The following is a 16,207-nucleotide window of genomic DNA, read 5'->3' as shown; positions in this document are numbered from 1 at the left end:
GCGGCAGGAGGAGTCGCCCGCGGCGCTCTGCCCCGGGCCGCCTGCCGACCCTATGGTGGGGTCATGGGCAACGGAGTTCCCCGCTTCGGGCGGCCGGCAGGACCGTCCGTCGACGAGCTGCACCGCCAGGGCTTAAGGGAGTTGGAGCTCTATCACCGCACGGGGGACCTCGCCGCGCTGCGGCGGGCGCGCGATCTCGACCAGCGGGTCGTCGACGCCACCTCCGACGCCACCCCCGGCCGGGACGTGCATCTGAGGAACCTCGCCCACGCCGAGGCGGAACTCTACGAGCACACCCGGGACCTGCCGACCCTGGGGCACGCGATCCGCTGCTACCGGCGCGCCATCGACGTGGCCCCCGACGGGCACCCGTACCGAGAGATCTATCTGTACGGTCTGGGCCGCGCCCTGCGCCTGCTGCACCACCACACCGGCGAGCTCGCTCCGTTGGGGGAAGCCGCCGAACTGCTGCGCCGTTGCGTGGCGTTGCCGCCGGCGATGCCCGGCGAGCGGGCCGCCCAACTCGGCGGTCTCGCGGAGACATTGGGGGAGCTGTACGACCTCGACGGCGACCGCGAGCTGCTGCGGGAAGCCGTGGCGGCCCAACGGCAGGCACTTGCCCACACCCCGCCCGACGCTCCGGAGCACCTGCCCAGGCAGATCAATCTCGCCTCGTTCCTGAGCAGTTGGTACGAGCAGACCCGGGAGCGCGCCGCTCTGGACGAGGCCGTGGACGGCCTGCGCAGAGCCCGCGACGAGCTGCTCGGGAACGGCGGCAGGGAGCCGTGGCAGCTGGCCGCCAATCTCGCCGGGGTCCTGACGGAGCGGTTCCGGCTCGACGGCCGGCTGGACGAACTGGACGAGGCTGCCGCCCTGCTGCGGCACGTCATCGAGGCGGACCTCGCGCTCGACGACTTCGACCGCCTCGTGATGACCCTGCGGGCAACCGCTCTCGCGTTGCAGCGGGCCGAGCACTCCGGCGCGGTGGGGTGGGCCGACTGGGCCGTGCACACCCTGGGGGAGACCGCCCGGACCTTTCCCCACGAGGACCCCAACCACGGCGCGGTGCTGTCCGAGCTGGGCAAGGCCCACGCGGGCCGGTACCGCCTCACGGACGATCCGGCCGACCTCGAGTCGGCCATCAGCACGCTCGGCACCGCGCTCGACATGCTGGGCTCGCACGAGGGTTCCGCGGAGAACGCCAGGGCCGCCGCCGCGGAACTCGCCGCCCAGCTGGCCCACCGCCACCACCGCACCGGCGCGCCCGCCGACCTGGACCGAGCCATCGACCTCCAGCGGGACGCGGTGCTGCACGTCCCCCGGCACAGTCCCCACTTCGCGACGCTGCACGTGGCCCTCGGCCAGACCCTGCTCCAGCGCTTCCAGGCCCGCAACGACCTCCATGACCTCGACCAGTGCGCCGACCACCTGCACCGGGCGCTGGCCGCCCTGCCCCCGCACGCGCCGGACCGCTCCGCCGTGCTGTCCACCCTCGGCAGCGCTCATCTCGCCCGCTACGAGCACACCGGTCACCCGCCGCATCTGCGCGAGGCCGTCGACATCCAGCGCCAGGCTCTCGCCGACTGCCCGGCCGGAGACGTCCAACGCCCCTTCCAGCTGGGCAACCTCGCTCTGCTGCTGCGACTGCGTCACGACGCCGTCCGCGTCGGCACCGCCGACCTCGACGAGGCGGTGGGTCTGTTCCGCCAGGTGCTGGCCCTGCGGCCGGCCCACTCCGGAGCGGGCCGGATCACCCTCCTGCAGCTGGCCGAGACGCTGCGGTCGCGCGCCGAGGCCCTGGGGAGCGAGGCCGACCTCACGGAATCCGTCGAGTTGCTGCGCACCCTCGTCCACAGCTACCCGGCCGAGCACCCCGCCCAGATCTCCGCACGCACCGCGCTGGCCGAGGCGCTGCACAAACTGTCCCTGGCCACGGATGACGAACGGCTCCTGGCGGAGGCCCTCGAGGTGGCACGGGGTTCGGTCGAGGTGCGGACCGCGCCCGTCCACGACCGGCTGCGCGCCCGCGCAACGCTCGGGCAGGTGTGCGGTACCCGGCACGACTGGGAGGCGGCCCGCCACTGGCTGACGGAGGCGGTGCGGCTCCTGCCGCGACTGGCCGCCCGCGATCTGCACCGCACCGACCAGCAGTATCTGCTGGCCCGCGAGCACGGTCTGGCGGCCGAGGCGGCCGCGTACGCCCTGGAGGCCGGACGGCCCGAACAGGCCCTGGAGGTCCTGGAACACGGGCGCGGCGTGCTGCTCGGCCGTCTCCTGCAGTCCCGGGAGACCGATGTGGCGCGACTGCGGGAGCACGCACCGGCGCTGGCCGAACGGTTCGTACGGCTGCGCGACGTCGACGATCCGGCGCCGCCCCGCACCGACACGTACTCCGCGGCGGGGGAGCAGGCGGCCGGCGAGCAGCTGCGGACCCACGAGGCCGAGTGGGACGAACTCGTGGACGAGATCCGGTCCCTGCCCGGGATGGCGGACTTCCTGCGGCCACCGCCCGCGGAGGAGATCATCCGGCGGGCCGGGGCGGGGCCGGTCGTGGTGATCAACATCAGTATCCGCTGCGACGCGCTGATCGTGGCCGACGGGGCACTCGACGTGGTTCCCCTGGGGATCACCGCCGAGGAGGTCCAGGACAGGGTGGCCGGATTCCTCGCCGCGGTCGACGCGTCGGCCGGCGGCTCCGGCCGATCCGACGGCTCCGACGGCCTCGCCGGGCGGCTGGCCCGGCAGCAGACGGTCGCGGAGACACTGGAGTGGCTGTGGGACACGATCACCGGACCGGTCCTGGAACGGCTCACCCCTGTCCGACCGTCCGGCCCCGGCGGCGCGCCCGCGCGCGTGTGGTGGTGCCCCCAGGGACCGCTGGCCTTCCTGCCCCTGCACGCGGCCGGTTACCACGGCCCCCGGGCCGGCGCCGACGACGAGCGGTGCGTGCTGGGGCGGGTGGCCTCCTCGTACACGTCCACCGTGGCCGCGCTCCACCACGCGCGCACCCGGCATGGTGGCACCACCGCGGGCGGCTCGGAACAGCTGATCGTCAGCATGTCGCGGACTCCGGGAGCGGGGGACCTGCCGAACGCGGACGCCGAGGCGCACGCCGTGGGCCGGCATCCGGCGAACGGCCGCGCACCCGTCTCCCTCGTCAACGAGAGGGCGACCCGGGACGGCGTCCTGGAGGCGCTGCGGCACGCGAGGTCCGTGCACTTCGCCTGCCATGCCGTGGCCGACACACAGGACCCCTCGGCGTGCCGCATCCTCACCCACGATCACGCCACCCGTCCGCTCACCGTCACCGACATCGCCGGGCTCCGCCTCGACGGTGCTCACCTGGCCTACCTGTCCGCGTGCGCCACGTCGGCCACCCGGCAGGAGCTGGTGGACGAGGCCGTCCACATCACCGGCGCCTTCCAACTGGCCGGATTCCGGCATGTGGTGGGCACGCTGTGGCCGGTCGGGGACGAACTGGCACCGGAGATGGCCACCGCCTTCTACGCGGCGCTCGCCAAAGGGGCCCCGGCGGGCACCGGGGCGGCAGGGGCGGTAGCGGCCGGGGCGGATCCCCGGGCGGAGGACGACCTTGTGGCGCTCGCCCTGCATGCCACGGTTGCCGACCTGCACACCCGGTACGCCTGGTTCCCGTCGCTGTGGGCCTCGCACATCCACGTGGGGGTCTGACCGGCGCCGCGACCGCGGTGGCCGGCGCTCAGCCGTCGGCCCCCATGACCAGGCGCAGGTTCGCCCGTGCCTCGGCGGTGCGGGGGTCGCCGGGCCCGAACCGGCGCTCGTAGACGGCGACCACCTTGCGGCACAGCGCCTCCGCTTCGGCGCGGCCACCCCGGCGGTGCACCATCGCGGCCAGGTTGCGGATGCCGCCGACCGTGCGGGGGTGATCGGTGCCGTAGATCGCGGAGTAGCCGTCCACCACCGTGCGCATCAGCGCCTCGGCCTCGCCCGCCCGGCCTGCTCCGTGCAGCACCGAGGCCAGGTTCTGCTGAGCCGACAGCGTGTCCACGTGGCCCGCGCCCTGGCTCCGCGCCCGGAAGCCGACCACCACCCGGTACTGTCGCTCCGCCTCGGCCCACCGGCCCTGGTCGGAGAGGACGGCGGCCTGGTTGGCCCGTGCGTTCATGCTCAGCGGGTCTTCGGCTCCGTACAGTCGGCCGGCGTCCGCCGCCACCTGTCCGTACAGCCGCTCGGCCTCGTCGAGCCGCCTCTGCGCACGCAGGGTGCCGGCCAGATCGTTGCGACTGCCCAGGGTGGACCGGTGCTCCTGCCCCAGGGCCCGCTCGCGGACCGCCAGCACCTCGCGGACCAGTCGTTCCGCCTCGGCCGGCCGCTTCATCCGGAGGGTGAGGCGAGCGATCCGGGCCAGGCTGTTCAGGGCTTCGGGGTCGGCGTCACCGGATGCGCGGACCTGTTCGGCCCACACCGCCCGGTTCAGCTGCTCCGCCTCCGACAGCTCGCCCAGCTCCTCCAGCGCCCGCGCCAGGGACGACGTGGCCTCCAGGGTGTCGGGGTGGCCGTGGCCGAGGACGGTCCGGCGTCCGGTCACGGCATGGCGGTACAGCTCGACCGCGTCGCCCGCGGAGCCCTGTCCCCTCAGCACCTCGGCCAGCTCGAACGCCGCGGTGAGCGTGTCGGGATGCGTCGCGCCGCCGTTCTCGTACGCGGCGCTCAGGGTCCAGCGCGCCTTGGCCTCCGGCGTCATCGTGTAGGTGATGTTCACTTCCGGGATGCCGTCGGTCCCGTCCCGTCGCGTGACGCTGTAGGAGATGCCCTCGGCCAGCTCGCCGCTCCCGACGTTCTCCGGCTCCACCGGACCGGGTTGCGGGTCCGCCTTCGGCCGGCGACCCGGCCCGTGCCGTCCACCACTCATCGACCGCCCCTCCCCCTGGTGCGATTCCTGATCCGTCACCCATCGTCGCGCAAGGTCCCGCGCGGGCCCAAGGGGAGTCCCCGCCAGGACGGGAGCTGTGCCAGGACTCGACCGGGTTCCGGGCCGCTGTCCCGGCCGAGGCATGGAACCGCCGGTCGCGGTTACTCCGTCGTCATGGCACGCACATCGAAATCCGACCAGGACGACACCACGCCGTCGGCGACCGGTCGGGCGGGCACGTCGGGGCCGGACGAGCAGGTGGAGCGGCGGACGCCGGACGGGCCGGGACAGTTGCCGAAGGGCTCCTGGGCGGCCGTGCTCAAAGGCACCCTGCGGGAGTTCACGGACGACGAACTCACGGACCGGGCCGCGGCACTGACGTACTACGGGGTGCTGTCGATGTTCCCGGCCCTGCTGGTGCTGGTGTCGCTCCTGGGGCTGGCGGGGAAGTCGGCGACCGACGAGGTCCTGGACAACCTCCGCAAGGTGGCGCCCGGTTCGGCCCGCGACATCATCAGCGACGCGGTGCAGCAGTTGCAGGGCCGGGGCGGCGTCGGCTCGGTCATGGCGATCGTCGGTCTGGTGCTGGCGGTGTGGTCGGCTTCCGGCTACACGGCGGCCTTCATCCGCAGCGCCAACGCGGTCTACGACATGCCCGAGGGGCGACCGGTGTGGAAGGTGCTGCCGCTGCGCGTGGGGGTGACGGTGGTGCTTCTGGTGCTCGCGGTCGCCAGCGCGCTGATCGTGGTGTTCACCGGCGGTCTGGCCCGGCAGGCAGGCGCCGCGCTGGGCATCGGGGACACGGCGCTGACCGTGTGGTCCATCGCGAAGTGGCCGGTACTGGTGCTTCTGGTCACGATCATGATCGCCCTGCTGTACTGGGCGACGCCGAACGTCCGGGGGCGCGGATTGCGGTGGATCACGCCCGGGAGCGTGCTGGCGCTGGTGATCTGGCTGATCGCCTCGGCCGGCTTCGCCTTCTACGTGGCCAATTTCGGCTCGTACAACAAGACTTACGGCACGCTCGCCGGAGTGATCGTCTTCCTGGTGTGGCTGTGGATCAGCAACATCGCGATCCTGCTCGGCCTGGAGTTCGACGCCGAGCTGGCCCGGCAGCGGGCCGTGGCCGGCGGGCTGCCCGAGGGTGAGGAACCGTACGTCCGGCCCCGGGACACCCGTGCCTGGAGCGAGGACGACAAGCGCGGCGCGCAGTGACCGTGCGTTCAGCGCACCGGGAAGCCGAAGGAGTAGCCCTGCTGCTGCAGCCACGGCAGGATCTCGCGCAGGGCCGCCACGGTCTGTGAGCGGTCCCCGCCCGCGTCGTGGAAGAGGATCGTCGGGCCGTTGGACACCTCGCTCTTCACGGTGGCGACGATGGCGGCGGCGCCCGGCCGTTCGAAGTCCTTGGTGTCGACGTTCCAGCCCAGCGGCCGCATCCCGCGGGAGGCGGCGAGATCGCGGCTGTACGGAGTGAAGGCGCCGCCCGGCGCCCGGTAGTACACCGGGCGGACGCCCCCGGAGGCTTCGGTGATCATCCGTTCGGCGTCCAGGATCTGCTGCGACTGGTAGGAGTCGGGCTTGGTGTCCATGGTGGTGTCGTGCGAGACCGTGTGGTCGCACAGCCGGTGGCCGTCCGCGACCACGGCCTTGACCAGGTCCGGGTGGGCCTGGGCCTGCGCGCCCACCATGCAGAAGGTCGCCTTCACACCGTTCTCCCGCAGCACCTGAAGAACCTGCGGCGTCCAGTCGGGGTCCGGACCGTCGTCGATCGTGATGTTGACGCCGCGGGCACCGTGGTCCGAGGCATGGGCGATGTCCACCGACACCCGGGCCGGCGCGGAACCGGCGGAGGGGCGCGCCGAGGCGCCCGCTCCCGCCTGCCCGCCGCCCACCGGTCCGGCCTGCGCGGTCCATACCGAGGTGACGGCGGCCATCGCCGTCACACCGACCGCCGCCGCGAGAACCCGGCCGTACCATCCCCGCCCGCCATGCCGCGCCATGTCTGCCCTGTTCGTGTCGTGTCGGTGGATCCCCTGCCCCGGTGATCCCATGCAGCTGTCAGGACGGGGAAAAGGCCCGGCGGGATCCGCCTGTTACCGATCACGGACAATTTCGCAGGGGTTCCGGGACGCAAGGGCGTCCGCGCCACCAACGGGCTCCTGTGCGCAGGCCGTTGGGTGCGCGTTGTTCACGGGCCCAGCGGGACGCACAGCAGGGCGGCGGGGCCCGGTGTGCTGCCGAACCGGGTGGTGAAGGCGATGCCCGCGGCGTACTCGTCCGCGGCGCACTGGCCCTTGTAGTGGCCCTGGGCGAAGTCGCCGCCGGCGTCGGCGGGCCGGTTGTCGGACCGGTCGAACCAGACGGTCCGCCCGGCCCGGCCCAGCGCGGTGCGGGCGGGCACGCACAGGGCGGCCGACACGCGCTCCCCGCGGCGGCTGTAGCCGATGAGGAACTGCCCGGCGGGGCACTGGAGTTTGGTGTAGCCGCCGGCCCAGTCGCCGCCGGCGGGGACGTGGCGTTCGTCGGTGACGACCGTCTGGGTGTCGTCCGGGGCCCGCAGGTCGCCGCCGGTGGTGTCGGTGCACAGACCCCGGCCGCCGCTGTGGCTGAGGCCGATCAGCCGGAGGCCGTCCGGGCAGGCGGCCTTGGAGGCGCCGGCATCCCAGTCCCCGCCGGCCCGTACCCGCCGGGACCGCACCGCGTCGCCGTGGTCGGTGGCGAGCATGCGCCGGACCGGCACCGCCGGGACGGGCCCGGTGCGGGTCGCGGACGTCATGAGGTGATCCCAGGCGGCGCCGCGCCAGTCGGCCTGTTCGAGGATGCCGTACCGGCGCCCCGTCGTGTCGTAGCGCAGAAGCGCCCAGTCGTCGTGGCCCTCCCAGCCGACCAGGGGCCAGTACGCGAAGTCGGCGTCGTGGTCGGCGAAGTAGTCGGTGAGGTTGCCGAACCAGGTTCGGGCGGCGGCACCGGTCTCCTGGGCGCCGACGCCGAACTCGCTGATCCACACGGGGGCGGAGTGGTGCTGCCCCTCCGCGGTGACGAAGAAGGCCTGGTCGGTGAGGACCTGGGACAGCTGGTCGCGGGTCAGGTCCTGGTAGCGCGGGTCGTGGGTCTCGCCGATCCCGGTGGCACCACTGTGCCGGGGGCCGGTGTAGCCGTAGAAGTGGGCGGAGTAGACCAGCTTGTGCGCGTCCAGGAGCGTGTGCGAGAGCGTGCGGACGGGCGTGAGGGTGGGCCGCTCGTGGGGCAGGCCGTCCACGGGCAGCCCGGTCCAGTTGATGCCTTCGACGACGATGAGGAGGTCGGGGTCGGCCTCGGTGAGGATGCGGTCCGCGGCGAGCTCGGCCGCCGCGTACCAGTCGTGGTCGTCGCCGAGGCCCCAGTTGGGGTCGTCCAGGACGTCACGGCGGACCTCGTTGTAGAGATCCGCGCCCACGACACGGGGGTCGGCGGAGTAGCGGCGGGCCATGAAGACCCAGTCGTCCGTCCACTGCCGGGTGGTCCGACCGCTGTTCCAGCGTTCGTTGCCGTCCACGCCGCAGCACCAGCGGGTGGTGTTGGTGTGGTTGTTGAGGATGACCGCGAACCCGTCGCCGGTGAGGGCGGCCACGACGGCGTCGAAGATCTGCAGGGGTGTGCTGCCGCGCAGTCGCGGGTTGGCCGCGACCGCGGTGTCCGGCACCGGGGCCGTCGTGCGGATCATCTCGTTGGAGAACGGCAGCCGGATGCTGTTGATGCCGAGCCGGTGGAAGTCGGCGAGCAGCTCGGACAGCGGGGCGCGGTCCAGGCCGAGGGGGATGCCGGAGGAGTTCTGGCCGGCGTGGTGGTTCGCGGGATCGGCGGTGCTGCCGCTTCCCGACCACGAGCCCTGGGCACCGTCCCAGTTGGCGGACTTCAGGCGGAAGCGGCGCCCTTGCGCGTCGACGATGTAGCGGCCCCGGGTGGATAGGGGTGGCTGCCAGTCCTCCGCCGCCGGGGGAGCGGCCTCGGTGGCGGACGCGGCGGCGACGGCGTCCTGGGCGGCGGCGGCCGGGGTCGCGGCGGCGGCGGTCGGTGCCGGGGCCAGCACTGTGAGAACCACGGCTGCTGATGTCAGGTACTTGACAAATCTGAGGGTCTGCATCCGGTCCTCTGCGGGGCGCGGTGGGGGTGGCGAACGGCGACCGACAGCCTACGAAATCCCGGCCGGGATGTCCCGGGGGCTGCGGGAACAAGCGCTCGCGACGGGCGTACCCTCGCCGCGCCCGGCGCCGGCCCCAGGAGGCCGGGCGCCGGGGATCGTCCGGACGGCCGGTGTCACCAGGCGTGCGCCACGTCCACCACGAGATGGTCGGCCAGGCGCAGCACCCGGAACGGCAGGTGTGCGCGCACGCCGAGCCCGAACTGCGTCACCCCTTCGAAGCTCCCGGCGTACCGGGTGTCCCGGAAGGTGCTGTACCCCGTGAGGTTCACGCCCGGCAGCGGCTGCGCCACCCGGCCCGGATAGGTGGGTGTGCCGGTCTCGGGGTTGTAGGAGGGCGCGTTGACCCGCACCTCCAGGATGGCACCGCCGCCGACGGTGATGGGGCGGCCCGAGCCGTCCTGGTAGAGCCGGTCGACGTACGCGACCGAGAAGCCGAGTTCGGCGGCGCCCGCGCCCGGCACGTCGACGACGAACCGGTCGTAGCAGTCGTGGCGGCCGGTCCTGACGTTCGTCAGCGGCGTCGCGGTGCCGGCGAAGTACGTCTTGCCCAGGCTGCCCCAGCCGGTGGGGCAGGCCGTGGCGGCCCGGGTGGCCGTGGCCGGGGCGGCGGTGGCCGGGACCGCGGCCACACCCAGGGTGGCGGCCAGCAGAGCGGCGGTGGCCCAGAGTGTTCTGTTTCGCACCATGATCTCCCCCAAAGGACGTGTGTGGTGATGTGTCGGTTAAAAACAGAGACAACCTGATTGCCCCATAGGTTGCGCTGTTTTCCGTCTCGATGTGGCGTCGGTGTGCCCGGCCGCCCCGGGTGCTCGCGAACGGCGCGAGCGGGCTCCGGCGGGCCGGACGCCGGACACGCGTCACGGGCTCGTTCACACGACTGACAAGGAGCCGTCACACAGGACCGGAATGCCCGGCCGGCCGCCCCTGGTTCTCGCTGACATGACCTTGGGAGTAGCACTCGACGCGACCGACGCCGACAACCAGATCGACGCCACCGTGCGGCTCGCACAGGAGGCCCGGGCCGCCGGGCTTCGGTCCGCCTGGTTCGGGCAGACCTTCGGCGCGGACTCACCCCAGCTCGCGGCGATCGTCGGGCGCGAGGTGCCCGGCCTGCACGTGGGGACGTCCGCGATTCCCGTCTTCGGCCGCCACCCGCTGCTGGTCTCCAGCCAGGCCCAGACCGCCCAGGCGGCCACGCACGGTCGCTACCACCTGGGACTGGCGCTCGGCACCAAGCTTCTGACCGAGGCGGGCTTCGGCATCCCCTTCGAACGGCCCATCGCCCGCCTGCGTGAATTCCTCACCGCCCTGCGGCAGTTGACGGAGACCGGCGCCGCCGACTTCCACGGTGAACTGCTCACGGCGACCACCCCGCTCCCGGCGCGGGTGCCGGGCGCCGAGGCCGGCGTGCCGTTGCTCGTCGCCGCGATGGGTCCCCAGGCGCTCCGGGCCAGCGGCGAGCTGGCGGACGGGATCCTGCCCTACCTGGCGGGACCGCGCGCCCTGGAGGAGCACATCGTCCCGGCGGTCACCGCCGCGGCGGAGGCCGCGGGGCGCCCCGCGCCCCGGATCGTCGCCCTGGTGTACGGAGTCGTCACCGACGACGCCGACGCCGTACGGGAGAAGGCCACCGAACAGCTCGCCTTCTACGAACAGTTCCCGTCCTACGCGCGGGTCGTCGAACTCTCCGGCGGACGGCGGGCCGGAGACGTGGCGGTGATCGGCGACGAGCGGACGGTCGCCGCCGAGGTGCGCCGCTACCGCGACGCCGGGGCGACCGAGGTGGTGTTCTCGGGCACGGGCATCGCCGGGGCCGCCGCACGCCGGCGCACCTGGGCACTCCTCGGAGAACTCGCCGGGTGAGCGCCGCCGCGCCCCGGGTCACCAGCCGGTCAGCAGCAGGTGGTTGAGCAGCAGGGCCAGGGCGGCCTGGGCGGCCAGCCAGGCACGCGGACGGGTGAGGAACGCGCAGGAGGGGAGGAGCCACAGAGCGAAGGGGAGCCAGATGCGTTCCGTCTCGGCCTTGCTCATGCCGGACAGGTCGGCGACGAGCAGGGCGAGCAGGGCGGCGGCCACGAGGACGGCGAGACGGGCGTCCGCGCCGGAGCGGTGCGGGCCGTCGAGCCGCGCGAGGCTCTCGCCGCGGTGGCGGCGGAGCGTCGCGCCGGTCCGCCGCAGGCCGGCCGCCGTCGCCAGGCCCGTGATCAGGACCGTGCAGGCGAGGTTGGCCCACACCCAGTAGCCGTAGGGGCGGACACCGCCCGCGCCCTGCCGGTAGCGCGTGACCAGCAGCCGGTACGCCTCCCACCAGTCGAATCCGGCGAACGTGAACGCCGTCGGCACGACGGCCGCCCCGGCGAGCAGAAGGACGAGCAGCTCCGGACGCTCCCGCACGCGCCCCCGGCCGAGCAGCAGCACCGCCGCGCCGATGACCGCGAACAGCGTGAGGCCGTAGGAGAGGTAGCAGCTCAGGCCGAGGAGCAGGCCCGAGCCCAGTGCCCCGCTCCTGACCCGCCGTCCCGTGACCGCCAGGGCCAGCAGCGCCACGGACCACGCGGCGACCGCGGCGAAGTACGCGTCCGCCGACGTCCCCATCCACACCGCGGCCGGAGCCAGCGCCAGGAAGGGCGCCGCCCGCCGCGCGAGCCCCTCGTCTGCCAGCGCCCGCACCGCCACCAGGACGGCCACACAGGCCGTCGCGCCGACGACGACGCACCAGGTTCCGGCCCAGCCCCCGCCCCGCAGCCCGACCCGGTCGAGCAGGACGAACGTCAGCGTGGCCGCCGGGGGATGACCGGCGACATGCGCGGGCCAGTTGTCGGGGGACTCCAGCAGGATGTGGTGGGTGAAGTCGCGCAGTGCCGCCGGGACGTCGTGGAAACGGCCGACGACCTGGAGGTACTCGTGGCGGGAGGTGAGCCGGCCGGCGACGCCCCGCTGCCAGCCGTCGATCAGGGCGAGGGAGAAGATCCAGGCCGTGGCCGTGCCCCAGGCCGCCGCGAGCAGGCCGCGCCAGGGCAGGCGGGCGGCCAGGGCGGGACCGTACCCCACGGCGGCGACCGCCACCACGACGGCCAGCGGCGTGCCCGGTCCCAGATGGGGCCCCCAACTTCCCAGCAATGGAGGCCAGTTGACGCGCAGGGTGTGATGGGTGTGCTGGATGTGGTGGCCGATCAGCACGGCCGCCGTCACGAGCAGGACGGCGGAGCCCACCGCGTACAGGTCGCGGCGGACGTCACGGGTGATGCCGCCGGAGCGTCGGACGCGTGGCTCGGCGGAGCGCAGGGTGCTGTTCACACCGGCACGCTAGGCCGGGCGGCGGGTCGCGGGCCGCAGTCCGGGCCGGACGTCAGCGTTTCGTCATGGGTCGCGCACCCGTTTCCGGGGGTGCCGCGGCCTACGGTCGGATCATGCGAGACGACTCACGGCTCCCCACCTCCCCCGGCTTCTGGCGCAGCCCGCTGCGCGGCCCCTGGTTCACCTCGGTTCTCGGCCTGGTGCTGCTCATCGGCATCACGGTGCTGTTCGTGACGGGCCTGGTCTCGTACGCCGCCTACAACCCGGACCTCTCCCCGGTGAACGACAAGACCCCGGACAAGGGGATCCTCGGCTTCTACCTCTTCTCCTGGCCGACCGACCCGCACTGGCTGTACCGGGTCGACCAGGGCGTGCACGTCACTCTCGGCATCACCCTGATCCCCGTCCTGCTGGCCAAGCTGTGGTCGGTCGTGCCGAAGCTGTTCACGCTGCCGCCGGCCCGCTCGCTCGCCCACGCGCTCGAACGGATCTCCCTGCTGCTGCTGGTCGGCGGCGCGCTGTTCGAGTTCACGACCGGCGTGCTCAACGTGCAGCTCGACTACGTCTTCCCCGGCTCCTTCTACCCCCTGCACTTCTACGGCGCATGGGTCTTCTTCGCCGCGTTCGTCGCCCACGCCGTGCTGAAGGTCCCGGCGGCCGTACGCAATCTGCGCCGCTTGCGGGCCGAGGAGCCGGTCTCGTCACAGGAGCCCGCGCCCGAGCAGGAGCTCGTCTCCCCGCGCCCGGACCCCGCGACCGTCTCCCGGCGCGGAGCACTGTGGTTCGTCGGAGGCGGTTCGCTGCTGCTGTTCGCCACGACGGCCGGCCAGAGCTTCGACGGACCGCTGCGGCGCACCGCCCTGCTCGCTCCGCACGGTGGACCCGATCCGGGCAGCGGCCCGAACGGCTTCCAGATCAACAAGACGGCCGCGTACGCCGGGATCACCGCGCCGGAGACGGACGAGGACGCCTGGCGCCTCGTCGTCACGGGGCGCACCGGCACTCTCCGCCTCAGCCGCGCCCAGCTCCGTGAACTCCCTTTGCACAGTGCCGCGTTGCCCATCGCCTGCGTCGAGGGCTGGTCGACCTCGGACCAGTGGTGGCGGGGCGTACGGCTACGGGACCTGGCCGCGCTCGTCGGCCACGACGACCCGCCGGACGTGTTCGTCGAGTCCCTCCAGCGGCACGGCGCCTTCCGCCACGCCGCCCTGCGCGCCAACCAGGTCGCCGACCCGCGCTCCCTGCTCGCCCTGTACGTCAACGGCGAGTCCCTGACCCCCGACCACGGCTACCCGGCGCGCGTCATCGTGCCCGCCGCGCCCGGTGTGCTCAACACCAAGTGGGTGGCCCGGATGACCTTCGGAGAGACGCGATGACGACCGCGCGACGCCGGACGCTGATCGGCAGCCCCTTCCAGATCCTCCTGCTCGGCTGCTCGTTCGCGCTCGCCGCCTACGCGGGCGTACGTCTCCTCGCCGACGACTGGTTCGGCGTGGCGCTGTGGTGGGTGGGGGCGGCACTGCTGCACGACCTCGTGCTGCTGCCCCTGTACGCCGTGGCCGACCGGGCCGTCGTACAGGGGCTCGACGCGACCGGTCACCGGCGCCGGACGATGTACGTCCGGGTGCCGGCCGCGCTCTCCGCGCTGCTGCTGCTCGTGTGGTTCCCGCTGATCAGCGGGAGGGTGGAGCTCCGTTACCGGTCGGCCACCGGCCGCTCGACGGACGGGTTCCTCGCCCACTGGCTGCTGATCACCGCGCTGCTCTTCGGCGGCTCGGCGCTGCTCCTCGCGCTGCGACTGCGCAGGGCGAGGAAGCAGCGGCCGCCGGCCGTCCACTGACCGGCCGTCCGCCAGTCCTCGCGGCCCGCGTACCGCAGCAGGGCCGGTGCGCCGAGCCGCGCCCAGGGGAACGCCCGGCCGGTGCCGCGCGCCTCGGGCAGGCCGACGACCTCGACCTCGGCCCGCTCGTCCACGTCCACCGGCGCGGTCTCGACGATCAGCAGGCCACCCGGGGCGAGCAGAGCGGCTGCCCGCCGCAGCAGGGCGAGAGGGTCGCCGCCGATGCCGACATTGCCGTCGATGAGCAGCACGGTCGCCCAGCGTCCCTCACCCGGCAGCGGGTCGAAGACCGACCGCCGCAGCGCCCGGCCGCCCCGCTCCAGCGTGTGGGCGACGGCGGCCTCGCTGACGTCGATGCCCAGTACGGGCCGTCCCCGGGCGGCGAGTTCGGCCACCAGCCGGCCGGGCCCGCAGCCCACGTCCAGTACGGCTCCCTCGCACCGGTCCAGGATCGCCAGATCGGCCGGGTCGGCGCTGGCGCACCACCGTTCCACCTCCAGCGGCAGCAGCCAGCCGTCGGCGCGGCGCAGGAACAACGGGCCCCGGCCGGTGCGCAGGGCGGCGCTGTACGGGTCGGCCGCGGCCCAGTCGGTGGCGACCCCCGCGGCCTCGGCCACCCCGCCGCCGTCGGCGGCGGGGCCGGCCCCGGTCAGGTCGTACGCGGTGCTCATCGGCTCACCGCCGCCATGCACCCGGCGAGAGTGGCGGCGAAGCGGCTGTGCGGGGCCAGCGCGGCGACGGCCGTCGCGTCCGCGGCGGTGTCCACGTCCCGCAGACACGGCAGGTCGCGCACCCGCAGCCCCGCGCCGACGAGCCGCGCCCGCTGCGTGGCCCCCGTCGAAGGCGTCGACATGGGCACGCCCCGCAGCAGAGCGGGATCGGGCTCGGCGAGCCCCAGCGCCCAGAAGCCGCCGTCCCGCGCCGGGCCGAAGTAGGCGTCACAGCCGTCGAAGTCGGCGGTCAGCAGCTCGGGCGTCACCTGCGGAGTGTCCATCCCGATGAGAAGGGCCGGGCCGTCGCACCGGGCGAAGGCGTCCGCGAGCCGTTCGTCGAGCCCGCCCGCGCACTGCGGTACGACGTCGAAGCCGGACGGCAGCCAGGGCCCGGGGGCGCCGTCCAGCACCAGGACGCGGCGGGAAGCGGGCGTGGCCGCCACCACCCGCAGGGTGTCGGACAGCGCCGCCTCCGCCAGCGCGGCCGCCTCGCGTGGGGTGAACGGCGGGGTGAGCCGGGTCTTCACCCGGCCCGGCAGCGGCTCCTTGGCGATGACGAGCAGTGTGGTCACCGTGCGACTCCTTCGCGCGCCGCAACGCCGCCCAGGAAGCGGCTCATGTCCCGGACCGCCTGCCAGGTGCCACGCCAGGTGCCCGTCACCTTCGAAACGCCCGTACGGGGCAGGTAGGGGACGTCGTGCTCGGTGATCCGCCAGCCCGCGTCGGCCGCGCGCACCACCATCTCCAGCGGATAGCCGCTGCGCCGGTCGGTGAGCCCAAGGGCGAGCAGCGGCTCACGGCGGGCGGCCCGCAGCGGACCGAGGTCGTGCAGGCGCAGCCCGGTGCGGCGGCGCAGCAGCCCGGCGAGCGCGAGGTTGCCCGCCCGGGCGTGCGCGGGCCACGCGCCCCGGCCCACCGGCCGTCGGCGGCCGAGCACCAGATCGGCCGTGCCGGCGTGGACCTCGTGGACGAACGGCGCGAGCAGCGCCGGGTCGAGGGAGGCATCGCAGTCACAGAAGCAGACGACGTCGGCGGTGGCCGCGGTCAGTCCGGCGTGGCAGGCGGCGCCGAAGCCCCGGCGCGGCTCGTGGACGACTCTCGCGCCGAGTGCGCGGGCGATCTCCGGCGAGCCGTCGGTGGAGCCGTTGTCGACGACTACGGCGCGCCAGCCCTCGGGAATGCGGGCGAGTACCCAGGGGAGGGCCTCGGCCTCGTTCAGACAGGGGAGTACGACATCTACTTCTGCGTCCGTTACTTCTACGTCCGTGGTCACGGTCTCACCC

At 73.8% G+C, this 16,207-nt stretch carries 12 protein-coding genes; 4 read left to right on the top strand and 8 right to left on the bottom strand.

Going from position 1 to position 16,207, the window contains the following annotated elements; all coding sequences use genetic code 11:
- Positions 1 to 63: 63 nt before the first annotated feature.
- Entirely contained in the window at positions 64 to 3,690 is a 3,627-nt protein-coding gene (locus ACFVYS_RS19890) for a CHAT domain-containing protein (protein WP_389503665.1), read from the top strand.
- 28 nt (positions 3,691 to 3,718) lie between these two features.
- On the opposite strand, the gene ACFVYS_RS19885 is transcribed toward ACFVYS_RS19890, so the two are convergent.
- On the bottom strand, positions 3,719 to 4,891 hold the full coding sequence (locus tag ACFVYS_RS19885) for a tetratricopeptide repeat protein (RefSeq protein WP_389503663.1): 1,173 nt from the start codon (positions 4,889 to 4,891) through the stop codon (positions 3,719 to 3,721).
- Between the two features lie 174 nt (positions 4,892 to 5,065).
- Between ACFVYS_RS19885 and ACFVYS_RS19880 the strand changes: the two genes are divergently transcribed.
- Positions 5,066 to 6,106: a YihY/virulence factor BrkB family protein gene (locus ACFVYS_RS19880; protein ID WP_389503661.1), complete on the top strand. Its 1,041-nt coding sequence runs from the start codon at positions 5,066 to 5,068 to the stop codon at positions 6,104 to 6,106.
- Positions 6,107 to 6,114: 8 nt separating this feature from the next.
- On the opposite strand, the gene ACFVYS_RS19875 is transcribed toward ACFVYS_RS19880, so the two are convergent.
- From ACFVYS_RS19875 to ACFVYS_RS19865, 3 genes are all read right to left on the bottom strand, one after another.
- Complete coding sequence (locus ACFVYS_RS19875) at positions 6,115 to 6,891, bottom strand: polysaccharide deacetylase family protein (protein WP_389503659.1); 777 nt, start codon at positions 6,889 to 6,891, stop codon at positions 6,115 to 6,117.
- A gap of 188 nt (positions 6,892 to 7,079) precedes the next feature.
- Entirely contained in the window at positions 7,080 to 9,014 is a 1,935-nt protein-coding gene (locus ACFVYS_RS19870) for a glycoside hydrolase family 5 protein (RefSeq protein WP_389503657.1), read from the bottom strand.
- Between the two features lie 173 nt (positions 9,015 to 9,187).
- Positions 9,188 to 9,760, bottom strand: coding sequence for a hypothetical protein (locus ACFVYS_RS19865; RefSeq protein WP_389503655.1), 573 nt, complete (start codon positions 9,758 to 9,760; stop codon positions 9,188 to 9,190).
- A gap of 253 nt (positions 9,761 to 10,013) precedes the next feature.
- Here ACFVYS_RS19865 and ACFVYS_RS19860 point away from each other — a divergent pair, with 253 nt between their 5' ends.
- Positions 10,014 to 10,937 carry an LLM class F420-dependent oxidoreductase gene (locus tag ACFVYS_RS19860; protein ID WP_389503653.1) on the top strand — a complete coding sequence of 308 codons (924 nt, stop codon included), beginning with the start codon at positions 10,014 to 10,016 and terminating at the stop codon, positions 10,935 to 10,937.
- A gap of 18 nt (positions 10,938 to 10,955) precedes the next feature.
- Here the strand turns inward: ACFVYS_RS19860 and ACFVYS_RS19855 are convergent, their stop codons facing one another.
- Positions 10,956 to 12,320, bottom strand: a complete 1,365-nt coding sequence (locus ACFVYS_RS19855) for a hypothetical protein (RefSeq protein WP_389503847.1) — start codon at positions 12,318 to 12,320, stop codon at positions 10,956 to 10,958.
- 164 nt (positions 12,321 to 12,484) lie between these two features.
- Between ACFVYS_RS19855 and ACFVYS_RS19850 the strand changes: the two genes are divergently transcribed.
- Positions 12,485 to 13,747: a molybdopterin-dependent oxidoreductase gene (locus tag ACFVYS_RS19850; RefSeq protein ID WP_389503651.1), complete on the top strand. Its 1,263-nt coding sequence runs from the start codon at positions 12,485 to 12,487 to the stop codon at positions 13,745 to 13,747.
- Positions 13,748 to 14,066: 319 nt separating this feature from the next.
- Here the strand turns inward: ACFVYS_RS19850 and ACFVYS_RS19845 are convergent, their stop codons facing one another.
- Genes ACFVYS_RS19845 through ACFVYS_RS19835 form a run of 3 tightly spaced genes read right to left on the bottom strand, consistent with a single transcriptional unit; the run spans position 14,067 to position 16,197 of the window.
- Positions 14,067 to 14,882, bottom strand: a complete 816-nt coding sequence (locus ACFVYS_RS19845; protein WP_389503649.1) for a class I SAM-dependent methyltransferase — start codon at positions 14,880 to 14,882, stop codon at positions 14,067 to 14,069.
- On the bottom strand, positions 14,879 to 15,496 hold the full coding sequence (locus ACFVYS_RS19840) for a DUF2064 domain-containing protein (protein WP_389503647.1): 618 nt from the start codon (positions 15,494 to 15,496) through the stop codon (positions 14,879 to 14,881). Before ACFVYS_RS19840 ends, ACFVYS_RS19845 begins: the two co-directional genes overlap by 4 nt.
- Entirely contained in the window at positions 15,493 to 16,197 is a 705-nt protein-coding gene (locus ACFVYS_RS19835; protein ID WP_389503645.1) for a glycosyltransferase family 2 protein, read from the bottom strand. The genes ACFVYS_RS19840 and ACFVYS_RS19835 overlap by 4 nt, the downstream gene beginning before the upstream one ends.
- Positions 16,198 to 16,207: the final 10 nt, after the last annotated feature.

It is taken from the genome of Streptomyces sp. NPDC058295, from assembly GCF_042880655.1.
GTDB classification, from domain to species: Bacteria; Actinomycetota; Actinomycetes; order Streptomycetales; family Streptomycetaceae; genus Streptomyces; species Streptomyces coriariae.
The sequence above is the reverse complement of the archived record's forward strand: the minus strand, read 5'-3'. Positions and strand labels throughout refer to the sequence as shown.